At 53.1% G+C, this 19,227-nt stretch carries 12 protein-coding genes; 8 read left to right on the plus strand and 4 right to left on the minus strand.

Features of this window, described 5'->3' with window-relative positions; all coding sequences use genetic code 11:
* Positions 1-105: 105 nt before the first annotated feature.
* Positions 106-4,074 carry a BACON domain-containing protein gene (locus Dvar_RS27920; RefSeq protein ID WP_419656423.1) on the plus strand — a complete coding sequence of 1,323 codons (3,969 nt, stop codon included), beginning with the start codon at positions 106-108 and terminating at the stop codon, positions 4,072-4,074.
* A gap of 322 nt (positions 4,075-4,396) precedes the next feature.
* Here the strand turns inward: Dvar_RS27920 and Dvar_RS27925 are convergent, their stop codons facing one another.
* The 4 genes from Dvar_RS27925 to Dvar_RS27940 form a co-directional block, all read right to left on the minus strand.
* A complete protein-coding gene (locus Dvar_RS27925; RefSeq protein WP_419656424.1) occupies positions 4,397-5,308 on the minus strand; it encodes a universal stress protein in 912 nt (303 codons plus the stop codon).
* A 32-nt stretch (positions 5,309-5,340) separates the two neighbouring features.
* Entirely contained in the window at positions 5,341-6,027 is a 687-nt protein-coding gene (locus tag Dvar_RS27930; protein ID WP_419656425.1) for a CBS and ACT domain-containing protein, read from the minus strand.
* Positions 6,017-6,982 carry a radical SAM protein gene (locus Dvar_RS27935; RefSeq protein WP_419656426.1) on the minus strand — a complete coding sequence of 322 codons (966 nt, stop codon included), beginning with the start codon at positions 6,980-6,982 and terminating at the stop codon, positions 6,017-6,019. The genes Dvar_RS27930 and Dvar_RS27935 overlap by 11 nt, the downstream gene beginning before the upstream one ends.
* Positions 6,983-7,124: 142 nt before the next feature.
* Positions 7,125-8,504 (minus strand): aspartate ammonia-lyase, encoded by a 1,380-nt coding sequence (locus Dvar_RS27940; protein WP_419656427.1) that lies wholly within the window; start codon positions 8,502-8,504, stop codon positions 7,125-7,127.
* Positions 8,505-8,667: 163 nt separating this feature from the next.
* Between Dvar_RS27940 and Dvar_RS27945 the strand changes: the two genes are divergently transcribed.
* The 7 genes from Dvar_RS27945 to Dvar_RS27975 all read left to right on the plus strand — a co-directional run bounded on the left by Dvar_RS27945 (position 8,668) and on the right by Dvar_RS27975 (position 19,213).
* On the plus strand, positions 8,668-9,189 hold the full coding sequence (locus Dvar_RS27945; protein ID WP_419656428.1) for an FKBP-type peptidyl-prolyl cis-trans isomerase: 522 nt from the start codon (positions 8,668-8,670) through the stop codon (positions 9,187-9,189).
* 293 nt (positions 9,190-9,482) lie between these two features.
* Positions 9,483-11,225: a YcaO-like family protein gene (locus tag Dvar_RS27950; RefSeq protein ID WP_419656429.1), complete on the plus strand. Its 1,743-nt coding sequence runs from the start codon at positions 9,483-9,485 to the stop codon at positions 11,223-11,225.
* 606 nt (positions 11,226-11,831) lie between these two features.
* On the plus strand, positions 11,832-12,242 hold the full coding sequence (locus tag Dvar_RS27955) for a hypothetical protein (RefSeq protein ID WP_419656430.1): 411 nt from the start codon (positions 11,832-11,834) through the stop codon (positions 12,240-12,242).
* A gap of 610 nt (positions 12,243-12,852) precedes the next feature.
* Positions 12,853-15,084, plus strand: a complete 2,232-nt coding sequence (locus Dvar_RS27960; RefSeq protein WP_419656431.1) for a cache domain-containing protein — start codon at positions 12,853-12,855, stop codon at positions 15,082-15,084.
* A 19-nt stretch (positions 15,085-15,103) separates the two neighbouring features.
* A complete protein-coding gene (locus tag Dvar_RS27965) occupies positions 15,104-15,775 on the plus strand; it encodes a response regulator transcription factor (protein WP_419656432.1) in 672 nt (223 codons plus the stop codon).
* Positions 15,776-16,149: 374 nt separating this feature from the next.
* Positions 16,150-17,844, plus strand: a complete 1,695-nt coding sequence (locus tag Dvar_RS27970; protein WP_419656433.1) for an AMP-binding protein — start codon at positions 16,150-16,152, stop codon at positions 17,842-17,844.
* 220 nt (positions 17,845-18,064) lie between these two features.
* Positions 18,065-19,213 (plus strand): acyl-CoA dehydrogenase family protein, encoded by a 1,149-nt coding sequence (locus Dvar_RS27975; protein WP_419656434.1) that lies wholly within the window; start codon positions 18,065-18,067, stop codon positions 19,211-19,213.
* The last annotated feature ends 14 nt before the right edge of the window (positions 19,214-19,227 follow it).

Raw genomic sequence — 19,227 nt, forward strand, 5'->3', positions numbered from 1 at the left:
GTGCCTGAAAACTGACCATGCTACCGGAATCGTTTCCGGAAACAGCACAGATCTGGTAGAACACCTTTTGCATTCGCCAGCGGCGTCTGGTTTTAGGGGGGAGCAATGACAATGCATGGGATGATTGATTGGCAGAGGTTTCGCGGATTTTGCCTATCGTTAATCTTTCTGTGTTTAACACTGCTTCCGTCGAGCTGTGGAGACGACCAGCAGGACAGCGTATCGGATGGATCTGATGGGACCGCATCGGCCAATCTGACGATACGCTGGTACGATACACCCGTAGCTGAGGACTCGGCGCCCATTCGGGCTGCGACTTTGGATTGCCAGGCAGGCGGTGTGGAGCAGGTGGTTTGCGAGGTGTACGATGCCGACGGCAACTGGCTGGTGACCGGCGGCCCGTGGCCTTGCGAAGCCGGCAGCGGCAGGGTCGAGGGCATTCTGCCGGGTCAGGGCCGAATTTTTGTGGCACTGGCGGAAGATGAGTTTGGCAACGTCCGCTACCAGGGGGAAACCACCGGGATCAGCATCGAAGCCGGCCAAATCACCCAAGGCGTGGCCATTGACGCCTATCTGTTTATTCCCACCTTGTCCGCCCCTGAAAACGAGGCCCAGGATGTTGATCCCAGCACTGTTTCCCTTGAATGGGAGACTGTCGAAAATGCCGACGAATACCTGGTGCAGGTGGCAACAGACACCAATTTTGAAACCATCATTATCAACGAAACAACCCCTGCCACGGCCTACGCACCCTCAACCCTTGAGCCGTTGACTGAATATTTCTGGAAGATCTGTGCAGTAGATATGCACACCAACACGGGTGCCGACTCGGAAGTCAGAACCTTTGTCACGTCCGATTGTGCCTACACGATTTCACCCGCCAGCCGATCGGTCACTTGGGAGGGGGAAACCTATGCGGTAGCCGTTACCGCCACCCACACCGAGTGCGAGTGGTCCACTTCGGAAAGCTACGATTGGATCTCGCTGTCGCCCACCAGCGGATCGGGCAGCGACACGGTACAAGTCACTGTTTCAGCCAACGAGGGTGAGGCTCGATCCGCCACCATCACTATCGCCGGTCAAGATCATACGATCAACCAGGATCCTGCCGGTTGCAGCTACACGATTTCACCCGCCGGCCAATCCGTTGATCATGACGGGGCGACCTATGATGTAACAATTACCGCCACTCACAGCGAGTGCGAGTGGTCCACTTCCGAAAACTACGACTGGATTTCGCTCTCGCCCGCCAGCGGCAGCGGCAACGGTACGGTGCGCGTTACTGTTTCAGCCAATACCGGCGCGGCCCGATCGGCCGCCATCACCATTGCCGGCAGGCCCCATACCGTCAACCAGGCAGGGGGCGCCTGTACATACACCATCTCCCCTACCATCCAATCGGTTAATTTCGAGGGGGATGCCTATACCGTCACCGTTACCGCCACTCACAGCGAGTGCGACTGGAGCACTTCCGAAGACTACGATTGGATCTCGATCTCGCCCGCCAGCGGCAGCGGCAACGGCACGGTACGTGTTACTGTTGCAGCCAACCCTGGCGTGGCCCGATCAGCCACCATTACCATCGCCGGTCAAGATCATACGATCAACCAGGATCCTGCCGGTTGCAGCTACACCATTGCCCCCACCAGCCGATCGGTTGATAACGAAGGAGAGACCTATTCCGTCACCGTTACCGCCACCCACAGCGGATGCGACTGGAGCGCTTCCGAAAACGACGATTGGATCTCGATCTCGCCCACCAGCGGCAGCGGCAGCGGCACGGTACGCGTTACTGTTGCAGCCAACACCGGCGCGTCCCGATCGGCCACCATCACTATTGCCGGCAGGCCCCATACCGTCAGCCAGGCAGCGGGATCATGCACCTACGCCATTGCCCCAACAAGCCGATCGGTTGATAATGAAGGGGAGGCCTACACCGTCACCGTTACCGCCACCCACAGCGGCTGTGACTGGAGCACGTCCGAAAACTACACGTGGATCTCGCTCTCGCCCACCAGCGGCAGCGGCAGCGGCACGGTGCGCGTTACCGTTTCTGCCAACACCGGCGCGGCCCGATCGGCCACCATCTCCATTGCTGGCCGGCCCCATGCCGTTAACCAGGAAGCGGGATCATGCACCTACACCATTGCCCCCACCAGCCAATCGGTTGATAACGAAGGGGAAACCTATTCCGTCACCGTTACCGCCACTCACGGTGGCTGTGACTGGAGCACCTCCGAAAACTACACGTGGATCTCGCTCTCGCCCACCAGTGGCAACGGCAGCGGCACGGTGCGCGTTACTGTTTCTGCCAACACCGGCGCGGCCCGATCGGCCACCATCTCCATTGCCGGCAGGCCCCATACCGTCAGCCAGGAAGCGGGATCATGCACCTACGCCATTTCCCCCACAAGCCGATCGGTTGATAATGAAGGAGAAACCTATTCCGTCACCGTTACCGCCACCCACAGCGGCTGCGACTGGAGCACGTCCGAAAACTACACGTGGATCTCGCTCTCGCCCACCAGTGGCAGCGGCAGCGGCACGGTGCGCGTTACTGTTTCTGCCAACACCGGCGCGGCCCGATCGGCCACCATCTCCATTGCCGGCAGGCCCCATACCGTCAGCCAGGAAGCGGGCGCGTGCACCTACGCCATTGCCCCCACCAGCCGAACGGTTGATGACAGCGGGGAGGCCTATGACGTCACCGTGACCGCCACCCACAGCGAGTGCGACTGGAACGCTTCCGAAAACTACACGTGGATTTCGCTCTCGCCCACCAGCGGCAGCGGCAACGGCACGGTACGCGTTGCTGTTTCAGCCAACTATGGCGTGGCCCGATCAGCCACCATTGCCATCGCCGGCCGGCCCCATACCGTCAACCAAAGTCCTGGAGACATTACCGCACCGACACCAAATCCATTGACGTGGTCGGCTGAACCTTATGAGACAAGCACATCATCGATCTCTATGAGGGCCACCACCGCTTCGGATCCGACTGGCCCGGTGATGTACTATTTTGACTTCTATTCCAGCCCAACTAGTGGGTCAGGTGGTAATGACTCAGGGTGGCAAAACAGCACCAGCTATAGTGACTCAGGGCTTGGAGCCAATCACCGATATGGTTATCGAGTGAGGGCAAGGGATGGCAACAACAATCAGACTGGATACTCATCGGTAAGTTATGATTACACGGATATTGAAACACCGGCAGGCATTTCTTTCGGCACGATAGACAGTACAAGCATTCAAGCGAGATCTTCAAATACACCCTCAAATCTATCGTCCGGCAGCTCTGGATTGTATATCCAAAATTATAGCAATGAGAACAACTCAGGTTGGAAACAAAATAACGACTATTGGACCAGCGCCAAACTGACGCCAAACACCAATTATGGATTCAGAGCGATCGCCCGCAATGGGGACGGGAATAATACACCCTGGTCGGGCATCAGTTATCGCCGGACATTGGCAGTTACCCCAGGCGTGATCTATACCTCTAGTCGAACGGCTAATTCCATCCGGGTTTATTGGACATCCAATGGGAACCCGTCAGGCACCGAATACCAATGCTTACGATATCCCGGCAGCGTATATTCGAGTTGGACGACTTCATTGAATTTGCTTTGGACCGGCCTGGATTGCGGTACCACTTACCAATTCTGGGTCAGGGCCAGGAATGCAGATAATACTACTACAGGTTGGACAGCTGCTTATTCTCAATCCACACTGAGTTGTCCATCCATAACGTCGGCAAGGTTTGATCCAGCGTCACCAAGAAGTATCCTGATTGGTTATGATGTGACTATAACCATCGGCTACAATAATACACTTAGCGAAGATGTACTTATTTTTGCACGTCCGTACACGAATGGATTGCTGACGCCCAATTACTCGGCCAGTGGTGGTGATCGATGTTCACCCGGATCTGGAACCGCAGAGCAATATTTTACCATCACAGTCCCGCGCACCCAGGTTGATCAGGTGCGCATCTGGATAACAAATGTAGGCCAAACACAAACGTTCTCGACGTATTCTTACAATGTTGATTATTGGTTTGATACAATCTATTAATGACGGATTCGTAAAAAGCCCGATATCGGCGTTACGCTTCATCCTTCGTCACTGCGGAGTACGAGCAGTACGCCTCATTCCTCAGGATTTGCAAGCCTTGATCTCGGGCTTTTTACGAATCCGTGCGGACGGCGACATTTTACAATGTTAATCATTAATTGAACCGACAAGGTCCTTGGCAAAGCCTAATGATGCAGGCAGAGCAACCCGCGTTACCCATCAGAAATGGCACCCATGTTCTCTGATTGCCGGTCGTTTTTCCGGTAATTGAGAACAATGGGCGCAGGTGTCCGCCTTTTTTGGGTTTCGCCCGAGAGCTACTTTAGGTCACGATCCAAACCGTATCCTTGGGGGCTGCATGCACCACCTTGTTACTCACGCGGCCCATAAAAAATTCGCTGATTTCAGACAATCCCCGCCGCCCCAGAACAATGGTATTCCACTCCCCGCTATGGGCCGCATCGACAATGGATCCTGCACGACTCAATACCCCCGTCGTGGTTTTAGTGGAAATGTTGTCCTCACTGAACCCGGCTTCTTTTAGAATCTTGACCGGCTCGATGAAAACCGAATCCGTTTCAGCGATCACTTCTGATTCAGCCGCTGCCAAATCGAAATGGAATCCACCGCGCACTGCATGCACCAGCTTCACCTCGTAGTCTTTGAGCGGACCGAGCATACTGGCAACGAAGTGGACGGCCCGGATGGCGCAGGGTGACCCATCCACCGCCAACAGGACCTTTTTATTGATCGGTTTCCGGCCGGCGATCAGCAGGGGCGCAAACGTGAGTTTTTGCAGCAGTTTCAAGGTCACGCTGCCCACAATGATGTTTTGCAGCGCCGAGGCCCCGCGGCGCCGAACCAGGACGGCATCATAGCCGCCTTGAGCTTCCGTGATGATATCCCTGGCAATTCCTTTTTTACGATTCTGGATCTTGATATCCACGGCAGGCTCGGCGTGTCCAGCGTCCAGCAACAGTTGTTTGGCATCATCCATGTACTTGCTGATTTTCTTCTTCTGCTCTGCCTCCCAGCTGCGTACATGAGCGACAACCTTGACGCTCTTGGGTTCCTTTTCCAAATCGTAATACGCTTCCGGGATACTCTTGTACACATGGAAAAGAATGATTTTCATGCCCTTAAAGGCTTCTTCTTCTCCAGCGTACTTGACCGTCTGCATGGCGTTTTCCGATCCGTCCACGGCCAGCAGTAAGCGTTTTTGTCTGGCTGTCATATTTTCCTCCTCACCTCGGTCATGTGACCGAATCAATTGTTTTCAAAAATGATCCGCCGGTTTTCACGATGATCCACCATGTAGCGCAGCTTCGCTTTAAACTTCACCGCCGCCAGTAAATCATCGATCCGATCCCGTGAGACATCGTAAAACCGAAGATAGACATTCCGATAGCCGCTCGGCGCCCGTTCGTAAGTGGAAAGAATACTGGCCATACGGCCGCCATGCTCCCGGACCACGGTAACAATTTCCATGATCGAACCGGGGCTGTCCTCGAGCAGGAAGGCCATCTGAAAGCCTCTCTTTTTCAAACCGGTAATGTACAGGGTAGCCTTGAACATGTCCGTCTGCGTGATCACACCGCACAGCTGGCCATCATCATCCACAACCGGCGCGCCGGATATTTTACGTTCCAGCATGAGATCAGCAGCCTCTTCCATGGTCCAGTCCGGTTTCACCGTCACAACGTCGCGGGTCATGATATGATCCACCTTGATCTTGGATATGAGATAGAGCAATTCATGAATATCCAGACTCGTTGCATCCGAAGCGGAGGCCCGCTTCAGATCACGGTCGGTGACAATCCCACAAAGCGTCCCCTTATGGGTCACGGGAAGCCGCCGAATGCCCTTCTCTTTCATCAGCGCGACGGCGTTGTTCATGGATTCCGATTTATCGATTTCAATCGCCGGTTTACTCATCCAATATCTAATCAGCATCGTTTTCCTCCTTTCCTTGTATTCTCAGTGTTCTCAAGTAAAACCGATGCGTACCGTATTTTGTCTCGATTAGTTTCCCTTCCTCAAGCAGTCGTCCGACCACCGCCCAATCGCCTCCAGCCCTTGTAAGATATTCGTTCACGGCATCCTGGCGCATAGGATGCACGGCGGTGATGCTCAGCAAATCCTGCTCGACGTCACCCGTGAAGGCAAAAGCGTTGCCCTCGTATCCGATGAGGTATTCGGCACGCTGCACCTTCTCGCGCAAGCATTGATACGCCCGGTTGAGGATCTTTTCATCCGGGGCACTGACCCACTTCTTCGCCGGTGGTCGGGTGGGGATCGAAAGGTAGGCAACGCTTGGTTGTAAACGCGCCAGATAATCAGCAACCGCGGCAACCTGGTCTTCGCTATCATTGACGCCCGCGACGAGCATGGTTTCGGTCGCCAGGGTTCCTTCATAGACCGTTGCGAACTCAAGCGCCCCCTCCAAGATGGCGGTCAGCGCCAGGCTTTTGTGGGGGTGATTGACCCGCCGCCAGGTTTCTTCTTCTACGGTATCGATCTTAAGGGAAACCCAGTTGGCGTTCAGCAGGTCTTCCCGGACATCCTGCCGCCAAATGAGCGAGGCATTGGTAATCACGGCGATAGGCAGGTTCAATGCCTTTAGACGTTCCAGGATCGGCTTTAAATTGATGTCCAGCGTGGGTTCGCCATCAGGAACAAAGGTAAGGTAATCGATGGTTTCGCCGGCTTGTCTGGCTTTTGCGACCTTGTCCTGGACAGACGCCCACACCATTTCGGGTTTGTAGAAGGCCTGGCGCCGCGCTTGCAGTTTAAGGGTGCGTCCCAGCTGACAATAGGCACAGGCATAGCTGCAGATCTTGGGCGGGATGTTGTTGACCCCCAGGCTTCGCCCTAACCGTCTGGATGGAACCGGTCCGAATGCGATCATATTGTTCCCCCCTAAATGTGCCGGCAACCGACGCCGTCCAGAAGGATAGGATCAATGCAATGCGATCAATTAAATATAGTATAAACGATCTGATCGTTGGGGTCAAAAAAAGCTTTTTCAGGGGGTTTGGCGCAAAGACCGATTATTTTAGGTTGGGCTCAAATGCCTTTTCCAGCAATTGATCCAGTGCCGTTTCATCCATCAACTTTTTCTCCAGCACCAGAGTTTTCAAATTTTTACCACTGGCCAGGCCTTCTTTGACCAGCGCTGCCACACGGTCGTACCCCAAAGCGGGATTGAGAATCGTGGCCAAACCGGCGCTGCCTTCGAAATGGCGCCTGCAGACGTCTTCGCGGGCATCGATTCCCCGAATGCATTTCTCATCCAGCATCGTGCAGGTTCGCGTCAGTGTACCAAAGGCCTTGACCAGGTTGGCACCGATGAGCGGCATATGGGTATTAAGTTCCAGCTGTCCCAGGCCGCAGGCCATGGCCACGGCAGCATCATCGCCTACCACTTGGACACAGGCCATGTTGGCGGCCTCGCAGATGCTGGGGTTGATTTTTCCGGGCATGATCGACGACCCCGGCTCCACGGCCGGCAGCCGGATTTCTCCCAGGCCGGTATTCGGCCCGGAAGCGAGCAGGCGAAGGTCGTTGGTGATCTTGAGCAAATCCAGCGCCAACAGCTTTAATGCCGTCGACATCTGGCCCATGTCGGTCATGAATTGGGTGATCTCGATCCCGTCTTGGGCCACTTGGAACGATATCCCCGTAGCCTTGTTGAGCGCCTCGACAATCATGGACCGAAAGGCCGGTTTGGTGTTGATGCCCGTGCCCACGGCGTTGCCGCCGACACCGATTTCCAAAAGATTTCCCGCTGCCGCCTGAAGACGAAGGCGCGCTTTTGTAAGGGCGCGGGCGTAACCGCCGAATTCCTGGCCCAGGGTGATGGGCACTGCATCCTGCAGGTGGGTACGACCGCTTTTGGCGATCGTGGCGAACTGTTTCCTTTTCTCATTGAACGATTTGATTAAGCGGTCCAGGGCGGCAACCAAGGTCTGATTCAACAGCACACTGGCCAGCCGAATCGCCGAGGGGAAGACATTGTTGGTGGACTGCCCTTTGTTGACATGATCGTTGGGATGAACTCGACCGCGGTCACCGGCCTTGCCGCCCAGCTGTACGGCGGCCAGGTTGGCGATGACTTCGTTGACGTTCATTTGAGTCGATGTGCCGGATCCGGCCTGGAAGATATCGATGGGGAACTGGTCGTCATATTCCCCATCAAGGATTTTCCTGCATGCCGTAGTGATCCCATCGGCGATATTCTTCTCGAGCAGACCCAATCGGTGGTTGGCCGTCGCACAAGCGGCTTTCATCCGCACAATGGCATGAACAATAGCAATTGGCATAGCTTCACCGGCAACATTGAAATTTTCCAGAGATCGACAGGTATGAATACCATACCAAGTGCCGTCCGGAACCGCTTTTTCACCCATTGAGTCTTTTTCGATTCGCATGGCCCGGTCCTTTGTTATTGGGATGAATGATAATTGTAACGTAGGCCCGTTCTTGTTGCTGTCAAGAACGGCAGATGCGGCTTTTCCGACATATTTTCTTGACTTTGTATGAATCGTCCCCATGTTGACTTGAATTATTCATTTAAATTTAAAGGAGTTTATCATGCAAAAAGTTGAGAACGGACTGTTCGTAAGCGTCGACTACACGGGGACCCTGGACAACGGCGAAGTGTTCGATTCCAGCAAGGGTCGCCAGCCCCTGGAGGTCCAGTTGGGCGCCGGCAGCCTCATCCCCGGTTTCGAATCGGCGCTGATGGGCATGACCCTCAACGAGTCCAAGACCTTTACCCTTTCCCCTCAAGAGGCATATGGTGAACGGGATCCCAACCGGACCCACGAGTTCCCCCGCTCCGAGATACCGGAAGGGATGGTCCCCCAGGTGGGCCAAACCCTGATGCTAAGCACCCCCCAGGGCCAGCAGATTCCTGCCCGCGTGGACAGCATCGATGATACAAAAGTGATCTTCGACCTCAATCACCCCCTGGCCGGACAATCCCTGACCTTTGATATCAAAGTTGTGGGCATCAACCAGACGGCCACGCAGCAGCAGGCCGGTTGCGGTTGTGACTGTTCCAGCAGCGGAAGCTGCGGGGATGGCGGTTGCGGTGACAGCGGCTGTTGTTAACCGAGTCCCGTAAAAATAATATCAACGCCCCTTTGTTTGTCCCCAGGGGCGTTGATTTGACCATCCCTTACCGCTCACTGATAAACCTCGCCTATCTACATCTGTTTATTCCCCCTTTGGGCAATCAAGATGTGATCCCGAAAAAACGGCACTGCAATTGCCATCTGTTCAACCCCCCTTACAAAAAATAGCTTGCCTTATGCAGGCAGGGCCATATAGAAGAGCAAACAAAAATCTATTGGTTTTAATGAAAGCTATATTTTGAAAAAATAGTGTCCTATCAAGGAGATTGCATGAAACGCACAGGCCCCGTCATCATACCAGACGCAGCCAAGCAGGCCACCGATGATCAAGACAAAAGCATCAAACCGGAGCAAACCGTAGCCCAGGTCAAAGAAAAAATGAAGGCCATGGATCTAAAAATTTTGGATCAGACCATGCGCATCGACAACGGCCGTTTGGATATTCCGGTTTTTTTCAGTACCTGCGGGCATGATGCGAAAGCCGTAATCGGCACCCAAAAGCAAATGGGCAAAGGCGCCACGCCCACCCAAGCCGAAGCCAGCGCGATTATGGAACTGGTCGAGCGTTTCAGCTTCTTCAGTTTTTACCAGAACCCGGCCCATACCCGTTTGGCCACCTGTGCTCAGATCGGCGATCAGGCCATTGCCTTCGAGCAGATTGCCCGGTCGGTGCACGATGACAGCGAAGATCTGGCGGTTGCCAGAAAGCTGTTCGACACCCTGCCCTTGAGATGGACCGGGGCCTTCAGCCTCACCCGAGAACGGGAAGTGCTGGTGCCCATTGACTGGTTTTATGCCATCAACGCCTTTAATGGGCCATCGGCGGGCAATTGTGTTGCCGAAGCCCTGTGTCAGGGAATTTGTGAGGTCGTCGAACGCCACGTTTCATCCATTGTCAGTCGTGAGCGGTTGGCGGTTCCGGTAATCAATCCGAATTCATCCGCGGATCGGCTGGTTCGGGAAATGCTGGGCAAGTACAACCGTGCGGGAATCAAGGTGGTACTCAGCGACTTTACCCTCGAAATGGGGATCCCCACCGTGGGCGTGCTGGCCCATGATCCGGAAACTTTTCCACAGCGCAGTGAAATCGTCTGGACCGCCGGCACCACACCCAGCCCGGAAAAAGCGCTCAGCCGGGCACTTTCCGAGGTGGCTCAGCTGGCCGGGGATTTCAACACCGGTTCCAACTACGTGGCCTCGGGCCTGCCCAAGTTTTCCAGCCTTAAAGAGGCCGACTATGTGATCGGCGCCCCTGGCCCGATAGCGTTGTCGACCCTGCCCGACATCTCCAATGACAATATCCGCATCGAAGTGGAATCCTGCGTGCAAGCCCTGGCCGAAAGGGATTTTGAGGTGATCACGGTGGATACCATGCATCCTGAACTGGCGATTCCCGCATTTTACACGATCATCCCCGGTGCCCATTTCAGGGAACGGGCCGCGGGCACCAGTGTAGCCATGTTCGTGGCCAAACTCACCGTGCAGCAGTTTCCCGTGGATCAGGCCATCGGTCGACTGCTTGACATGGATCGCCAATTGCCCGGAAAATACTTCGTTCAGTTCTACCTGGGCAACTGCCATTTGGAGCTGGGTGATCCTGAACAGGCGTTGACCCATTTCTCACGGGCCATAGATCTTTCCCCCCACGCTCAGGACGCTGCCAGCATCTACTCCTACATGGGCGTCTGCCACAAAGACCTGGGCAATTATCAGGCAGCCCTGGAAGTACTGGCCAAGGGCGAAGCCCTGGATGCGGAGCGCACCGATATCTATAATCTCATGGGCTTTTGCCATTTCAAGCGCAAGGAACATGAAGCCGCCATCAAATGTTTTGAACAGGTCATCAAACTGGATCCCAGCTCGGCCATCGATTACGCCAACATCGCTTCCAACTACCGTGATATGGGCAAAACCGACGAAGCCATCAGGTATTACCGGTTGGCCCTGGAGTTGGACCCGTCCATTGATTTTGCCCGTGATAATCTGGAGCGGCTCAGCGGACAAGCAAACTAGTGTTCATCCACAAAACGGATTCTATCGAAAATCAAAAAAACGTCCAGATGATTAGCGGGACTGGCATGATTTTATTTTTTTAAAACCCATAACGTCATGCCAGTTCCCATAGCGCACCCATTTGTTAATGCCGTTTAGAGGTCACCGGACCATTAATAAATGGTCCGGTGGCAGGAGAGAAAAATAAAAAGATCATTTAAAGATTCGGACGCGCTGCTTTCATGGCCAAGCCATCAGCGTATCCGCTTATGAAATGTACAGTAGCACCCAAACCTTACGGCATGATGACACAAAGATTACCGAATGGTCATTAATTGGGGTGTATAACCGCATTGATGGTTTCGTAAGAAATCGGAAATGAAAAGTCCGGTATCCCCTCGCAAATCGGAAATGAGACTTCCCGATTCGTACCCGGCAGAGCGCGTGCACCGGCAATAAAAACCGATGAATTTGTGCCATCGGTAAAAGTGGAATTCCAAAAGGCTATAGGATGTCGCCAAGCACCGCATGGGAAGGCATCTGGCCGTGCAGGATCACTTCAATTCCTTTTCCTCGACGACAGTCCCATCCGTTTTATCCCCTGAATTTTGGGTAGGTCTGCTTGGCATGAATATTGTATATTATTTGGGTTACGGTCAACAACCGGATTTTCCATCCATTCGATGCCCCGCCGGTCTTGCCGGTTCAAGGGCATCCACCGTCAACCTGGGAGGGATCAAGATGAGGAAAAATCGTGGATTGAGTTTGGCAGTAGTCATGTTCTTGGTTATCGGGCTGTTGTTCACGGCCACTGCGATGGCTACCCAAAAGGGGAAACAGGAAACCATTCAGGGAACACTGGAAAAAGGGGAAAAGGGCATTACGGTCATTAAAACCGATGACGGCCAGACGTTCACCGTTCTCGGCCAGAACATGGCCAAAATGATCGGGAAAAAAGTTAAAATCACCGGCACCCTGACCAAGGGCGGCGGCAACCGCTCTGTTATCGTCAGTCGTTTCGAACCGATCGAAGAATAATTTGATGGCTGCCGGGCCTTAATCACCCGGCACGATGAATCGTTGCAAACCGATTCTTTATAGAAGGAAGCTTCGGGGAGAATCGGTTTGCCCGACACAATTCACAAATGGGTCATGCAAAGCATTTCCCCCCGCCCCTTGTCCCACCATCTACCATGGGTTATATATACATTTAATTACAATATTGGTTATTTCTATGAAGGCCGAGGCTGGTCAGAAATATGGGACACCGCATTGATCGTGCTATGGCCCAATTACCACCAAAGGAACATCCAATGAAGCTGCAAGCGTGGGCAGACCGGGCGATCGATCAAATTGTTTCCATACTGACGATGGGGAAAGTAGCTTAAAACACTTGTCAGTATAAAGGCGCTTGTAGGTCATATACCTACAACCTGCGTTAGTATTTTCCCACATCCACGGTAATTTTTAGTCTTACACTAAAATAATGGACGCGCCGATTGTCAAGGTTTCATTTGTCTACTAAAGCATGTTTACTGGGTGCGTCTGTTTTAAACAGACACAGGCCCACTTCTCAAACAGGCTCTAAGATACCCAAAGGCCCTGAAACAGTTCAATTATCTGAAATGCTTCACCACAAGGTGCCATCATGTATCGTCTTCCTGTAATTCGCAATCTTCCGATTCGCTACAAGATGTTGTTGAGTTACTCGACGGCATTCATCTTGTCCATTACCATAAGCAGCGCCGTTATCTATTCCATCGTTCGTGATACCATCAAGGCGAATATCGAAAGCGAGCTGAAAAACACATCCGCAGCAATCCTCAACATGGTGCAAATTTCCGCATCCGTGGCCATCAAGAACCATCTTCGGGCAGTCGCGGAAAAAAATCTTGAAATCGTCAAGTACCATTATGATTTTTATGTAAAGGGATTATTGAGTGAAACGGAGGCGAAAAACAGGGCAAAGGGCATATTATTGGCCCAGCAAATCGGCGTCACCGGCTATATCGCCTGTGTGGACAGCGACGGTATCATGAAGATTCATCCGCGCAGTGAACTGGAAGGCGTCGATTTCTCCGACCGGGCCTTTATCCAGGACATGATCAGTCGCAAACAGGGCTACATTGAGTACCGCTGGATGAATCCCGGGGAACCGAGCCCTAAGCCAAAGGCACTGTTCATGTCTTATTTCAAGCCCTGGGACTGGATCATCAATGTCTCATCCTACCGAAATGAATTCGGCAAACTGGTGGATGTGGACGACTTTCGTGAAAGTATTCTGTCCTTGCGATTCGGAAAAACCGGTTACGCTTTTATTCTCGACGTTAACGGCAATGTTATCGTTCATCCCGTGCTTCAAGGCGTCAATGTCTTGAAGGAGGATCGGTTGCCGGACCAGCCGGTAAAAACCATGCTGAAGCAAAAGAACGGGCAGATCATGTATGCGTGGAGGAATCCGGGAGAGACGGTGCCCAGACAAAAACTGGTTCATTTCAAGTATATGCCCGATTTCAAATGGATCGTGGCCACGTCCAGTTATATCGATGAATTCTATGCCCCGTTGCAGCGGCTCAAAAAAGTGATTTTGCTCGCCATGCTGTTTTCTCTGGCCCTGGTGCTGCCGATCACTTTCATTATCAGCCATTCGATTACCCAACCCATGCAACGGTTGATTTGTCGCCTGCACAAGGGCATCGCCGAACTGCGAACCGAGACCAGGCTCCCTTCTTTTGGTGACGAAATGGAACGGTTGACCCTGTATTTCAATTCGTTTATGAAGCGGTTGGAGGCCTACAGTCAGAACATTCACCAGGAAATCGCCGAGAGAAAACAGGTTGAAGCGGCACTGCGCGAAAGTGAGGAAAAATACCGGTCCGTCATGGAGGCTGTACCGGACCCGATCCTTGTCCATGATACCAACGGATTGGTGACCTACCTGAATCCCGCTTTCACGAAAGTCTTCGGTTGGAGTGAAAAAAACTGCCTGGGACACAAAATGGTCGATTTCGTCGAAGGCGAGAATTGGGAAAAGCTGCATCAAGGTTTGTGGAACCGTCCCCACGCAAATGACATGTCCAGCGTCGAGGCCCGCTGTTATCGAGAGGACGGCGGCCTGGTTCACGTGAGCATCCGGCGGGCAACCTATCGAGATCGGACCGGAAAACTGTCCGGCAGTGTGATCGTCTATCGGGACGTATCCGAAATGAAACGACTGGAAAAAGAGGTCATGGATATCGGCGACAGGGAGCGCCAGAAGTTCGGGCACGACCTTCACGATGATCTGTGTCCGCACTTGATCGGAATCGTCGGATTGGGCACCGTACTCAAACGCAAATTGGAAGCCCGGGGTATTTCCGAGGCGGCCCAGATGGAAAAAATCAAGGAGCTGCTCAAAATCGCCATCGTCAAATGCCGACAGCTTGCCAGGGGCCTTTGTCCGGTCAATCTCGTGGAGCATGGCCTGGTGGCCGCCTTGCGTGAACTGGCGGAAAATGTCCAGTCCATCTTTCAAATTCCCTGCACGTTTGACTGTGAAGTTGACGTGATGATCCGGGACAATACCGTGGCGACCCATATTTTCCGGATCACTCAGGAAGCCGTGTACAATGCGGCCCGGCACGCCACCCCGAATGAGATCCAGATCCGCCTGACTGCCGGGGCGGGGCGGCTGGTCCTGACCGTCATCGACGATGGCATCGGCCTGCCCCGATGTGGTCGCAGCGAAGGCATGGGATTGCGGATCATGGATTTCCGTGCCAATATGATTCAGGCTGCGCTGACCATAGGGCCACACACAGACGGTGGCACCGAGGTACAGCTGCAGATGCAAAACCCGGTCAATGTCGACAATGCCTTGCCCTCTTCATCATACGCATAACCACGGATGGTTTGATCCAATGGAAAAAAAGAAAATCTTTGTAGTCGAAGATCATCCCATTTTCAGATTGGGAATCAGCGAATTGATCAATCAAGAGGAGGACATTGCCGTATGCGGTGGCGCTGAGAGCGTTTGCCAAGCCATGCATGAAATCGATCGCCTGAACCCAGACCTTCTCATCGTTGACATATCGCTGAAAAACAGTGACGGGATTGACTTGGTAAAGGAAATTCACAATCAACGCAAGGACCTGCCGGTGTTAATCCTCTCCATGCACGATGAATTCCTCTACGCGGAGCGTGCCCTGCGCGCCGGTGCGCGGGGCTACATCATGAAAGAGGAAGCCATGGAGTCGGTGGTCTTTGCCATTCGCCAGGTGCTGGCCGGCAACCTCTATTTTAACGACCGGGTCAAAGAACACATCCTTTTTCAGCTAAGCGGCGATTCCGGAGCGGCAGACACGGATCCCATCAAACGACTGACCAACCGCGAACTCGAGGTATTTCGTCTCATCGGCCGGGGGTATAGTACACGCGATATCGCCGGCAAATTGAACCTTAGCATCAAAACCATCGGGACCTACCGGGAAAGAATCAAAGAAAAATTAGGGCTTAGAAATGCCACGGAATTGGTCCGCCTGGCGGTTCACTGGGAAAATACCACAAAGATCAAACCATCGGTGCAAGTTTAGACCAATCTGACCCCGCCACTATCGCGGCCGCGTCTTTGCACGTTGCCCATCATCCATAACGCTAAGCGCCTGTTTGATAAATCCGTCTAAGGTCACTTTTTATCTGCCATTTGACTTTTCGATGCGTTTCTTCGCGGCAAGCGTGTAGGCTTTTTTACGGGTTGATGTCAAAAAACACCCGACACGTCGACTGGCATCTGCATCACAAAAAAATGAGTTGCCTGCCGATTGTCAAAAAAACGTAGTTTGATTAAATCATATTCAGCCATGGCCGTTTCTTAAAACCAATTCCATTTTTTAGTTTCTCATTTCATCACTTCGGTCAATCGAAGGACCTGCTAATTTTTTGGTTGTTCTGTAAAGGGGAGGAATACATGCAATTACCAATGTTTGAAGTCGGAAAGATCACGATCGGAGAACTATTGGACAAGGTTTCCGAGCAATTCGGAGACAGCCATGCCGTCCGTTATTATGAAAAAAGTATCTATCATACCTATGCTGAATTCAATGCCATCTGCAATCAGGTGGCCAAGGGGCTGATGGCGTTGGGCATCGAGCCGGGCGAAAAGGTTGCGATCTGGGCCAATAACGTTCCCGAATGGTTGTACTGCCAATTTGCCACCGGCAAGATGGGGGCCGTCCTGGTCACGGTCAACACCAACTACAAATCCTTCGAACTGGAATATCTTCTGAAACAATCGGATGCAACCACACTGGTAATGATTGGCGGCGTTCGCGATGATCAAGAGTATATCGACGTCATCAATGAGGTCTGTCCGGAACTTTTGCTTTGTGAATCGGGAAAACTGACATCTGAGAAACTCCCCCTTTTAAAGAACGTGATCTTTGTGGGTGACGGTGAAACCACCCCGGCCGGGATGCTGTCCTGGCAGGCGATGCTCGATCACGGCAGTGATATCAGCGACGAGGCCCTGGCAAAGCGCCAGAAATCCCTTGCCCCGGATGATGTCATCAACATGCAATATACATCCGGGACCACCGGCTTTCCCAAAGGCGTCATGCTCACCCATACCAATATCATCGGCAATGCGAAAAGCCTGGGGGAATGCATGCGCCTTAGCGCCAAAGACAACCTTTGTATTCCGGTTCCATTTTTTCATTGCTTCGGTTGCGTGTTGGGAACACTGACCTGTGTGGTTTGTGCGGCATGCATGTCACCGGTGATTCAGTTCAAACCGGACGTGGTCCTGGAAACCATTGAGCAGGAGCGCTGCACCGCGGTTCACGGCGTTCCCACGATGTTCATCGCCGAATTGGAAGAGATGGAAAAGAAGTCCTATGACACGAGCAGCTTGAGAACCGGTATCATGGCGGGTTCCCCCTGCCCCATTGAAGTCATGAAAAAAGTCGTGGACAAGATGGGCGCCAGTGAGATGACTATCGTCTACGGCCAGACCGAAGCGTCCCCGGGAATCACCCAGACCCGCACCGATGATTCACTGGAGTTGCGCGTGAGCACGGTTGGCCGGGCCCTGCCCAATGTTGAGGTAAAAATCGTGGATATCGGGGAAAGTGCCATCACCTTGCCCCCCGGTCAGCAGGGCGAGCTGTGCACGCGCGGGTACCACGTGATGAAGGGCTACTATAAAATGGTTGATGAAACCAAAAACGCCATTGACGCCGACGGCTGGCTGCATACCGGCGATCTGGCCGTAATGGATGAGAATGGCTATTGCAAAATCACCGGGCGCAGCAAGGATATGATCATTCGCGGGGGTGAGAATATTTATCCCAGGGAAATCGAGGAGTTTTTGTACACCCACCCGGAGGTTCGTGACGTTCAGGTCGTTGGTGTTCCGAGCGAGAAGTACGGTGAGGAAGTGGTTGCCTACATTCAACTCAAAAACGGTAATCGGGCCGAGGCCACCCAGGAAAAATTCCGTAATTTTTGTGACAAGAAGATCGCTTTTCACAAGATTCCCAGGTATTTTTTCTTTGTGGATGAGTATCCCACGACCGCATCCGGTAAAATCCAAAAATACAAGCTGCGGGATCAAGCCATCGAAGCGCTGCAGCGCCAGCAGGCAGCCGCCGTCGTGACCGCCTAAACGAATCTGGCCGGATCATCACCGGCCAGAACACCTTTAAAAATTTTTATCATTTTACCTAACGTCCGGTCGGTAGGCCAACTTTCAGGATAAGGCGGAGTTTAAAAAATCAGGAACCGAATCTTAACTGACAGCGAAAAACAGACCAATAATCGATGAAAAGATGATTTTTGCATTGATTATTGGCCCTAGCATGGACGGTAAAAAAGGAGGAATAAAAGTGGACTTCGATTTAACCAAAGAGCAGGAAATGATTCGTAAAGAGGTTCGAACGTTCGCCCAGAAGGAAATTGCACCGGTTGCCGCCGAATTGGATGAGAGTGAAACATTTTCATCTGAACTGACGCGCAAGATGGGCGAAATCGGGCTGTTCGGCATGTTCGTGTCCGAAGACTACGATGGGCAGGCCATGGATTATATTTCCTATATCATTGCCGTGGAAGAAATTGCCCGTGTGGATGGCAGCCAGGCGGCGACTGTGGCCGCTGGAAATTCCCTGGGCATCGGACCGCTATACTACTTTGGCAACGATGAACAGAAGAAAAAATATCTTCCCAAGCTGTGCCGCGGAGAGGCCCTGTGGGGGTTTGGACTCACCGAGCCCACCGCCGGGTCCGATGCCGGCGGCAGTAAAACCACGGCAGTCAAAGACGGCGATGATTGGGTGATCAATGGGTCTAAAATCTTCATCACCAATGCAGCCTGCGAGATGACTTTGGGGGTGACCGTTCAGGCGGTGACCGGCAAGCGTGAGGACGGGCGGCCGGAATACACCTGTTTTATCGTCGAGGCCGGTACAAAGGGGTTCAAGGCGGTCCCCATGCATAAAAAAATGATGTGGCGGGCCTCCAGTACGGCGGAACTGTATTTTGACGATGTCCGTGTTCCGCATGAAAACATACTCGGCAAACAGGGCGATGGGTTTCACCAGATGCTCCAGACCCTGGACGGCGGCCGCCTGTCCATCGGCGCCATGGGACTCGGCGGCGCCCAGGGAGCCTTTGAGGCCGCGCTGAAATATGCCAAGCAGCGGGAACAATTCGGCCAACCGATCAGTAAATTCCAGGCCAACGCCTTCAAGCTTGCCGATTGCGCCATGGAAATCGAATGTGCCCGCAATCTTTTATACAAAGCCTGCTGGCTGAAAAGCCACAAGCGCCCCTATGAAAAAGAGGCCGCCATGGGCAAGCTTTACTGCTCCGAGTTGATGGGACGGGTCGCCGATCATGCGGTCCAGATTCATGGCGGATACGGGTTGATGAAAGACTACGGTGTGGAGCGCTTTTATCGGGACCAGAAGCTGCTGGATATCGGCGAGGGAACGTCCGAGGTCCAGCGGATTGTCATCTCACGACATATTGGATGTTAATATGAGGGAGTAAA

The sequence above is a fragment of the Desulfosarcina variabilis str. Montpellier genome (assembly GCF_048565275.1).
GTDB lineage: Bacteria > Desulfobacterota > Desulfobacteria > Desulfobacterales > Desulfosarcinaceae > Desulfosarcina > Desulfosarcina variabilis.

Coding starts and splice junctions, on each gene's coding strand:
- Dvar_RS27965 (WP_419656432.1), top strand. CDS start 15,104: ATGGAAAAAAAGAAAATCTTTGTAGTCGAAGATCATCCCATTTTCAGA.
- Dvar_RS27930 (WP_419656425.1), bottom strand. CDS start 6,027: ATGCTGATTAGATATTGGATGAGTAAACCGGCGATTGAAATCGATAAA.
- Dvar_RS27960 (WP_419656431.1), top strand. CDS start 12,853: ATGTATCGTCTTCCTGTAATTCGCAATCTTCCGATTCGCTACAAGATG.
- Dvar_RS27925 (WP_419656424.1), bottom strand. CDS start 5,308: ATGACAGCCAGACAAAAACGCTTACTGCTGGCCGTGGACGGATCGGAA.
- Dvar_RS27935 (WP_419656426.1), bottom strand. CDS start 6,982: ATGATCGCATTCGGACCGGTTCCATCCAGACGGTTAGGGCGAAGCCTG.
- Dvar_RS27955 (WP_419656430.1), top strand. CDS start 11,832: ATGAATATTGTATATTATTTGGGTTACGGTCAACAACCGGATTTTCCA.
- Dvar_RS27940 (WP_419656427.1), bottom strand. CDS start 8,504: ATGCGAATCGAAAAAGACTCAATGGGTGAAAAAGCGGTTCCGGACGGC.
- Dvar_RS27970 (WP_419656433.1), top strand. CDS start 16,150: ATGCAATTACCAATGTTTGAAGTCGGAAAGATCACGATCGGAGAACTA.
- Dvar_RS27950 (WP_419656429.1), top strand. CDS start 9,483: ATGAAACGCACAGGCCCCGTCATCATACCAGACGCAGCCAAGCAGGCC.
- Dvar_RS27945 (WP_419656428.1), top strand. CDS start 8,668: ATGCAAAAAGTTGAGAACGGACTGTTCGTAAGCGTCGACTACACGGGG.
- Dvar_RS27920 (WP_419656423.1), top strand. CDS start 106: ATGACAATGCATGGGATGATTGATTGGCAGAGGTTTCGCGGATTTTGC.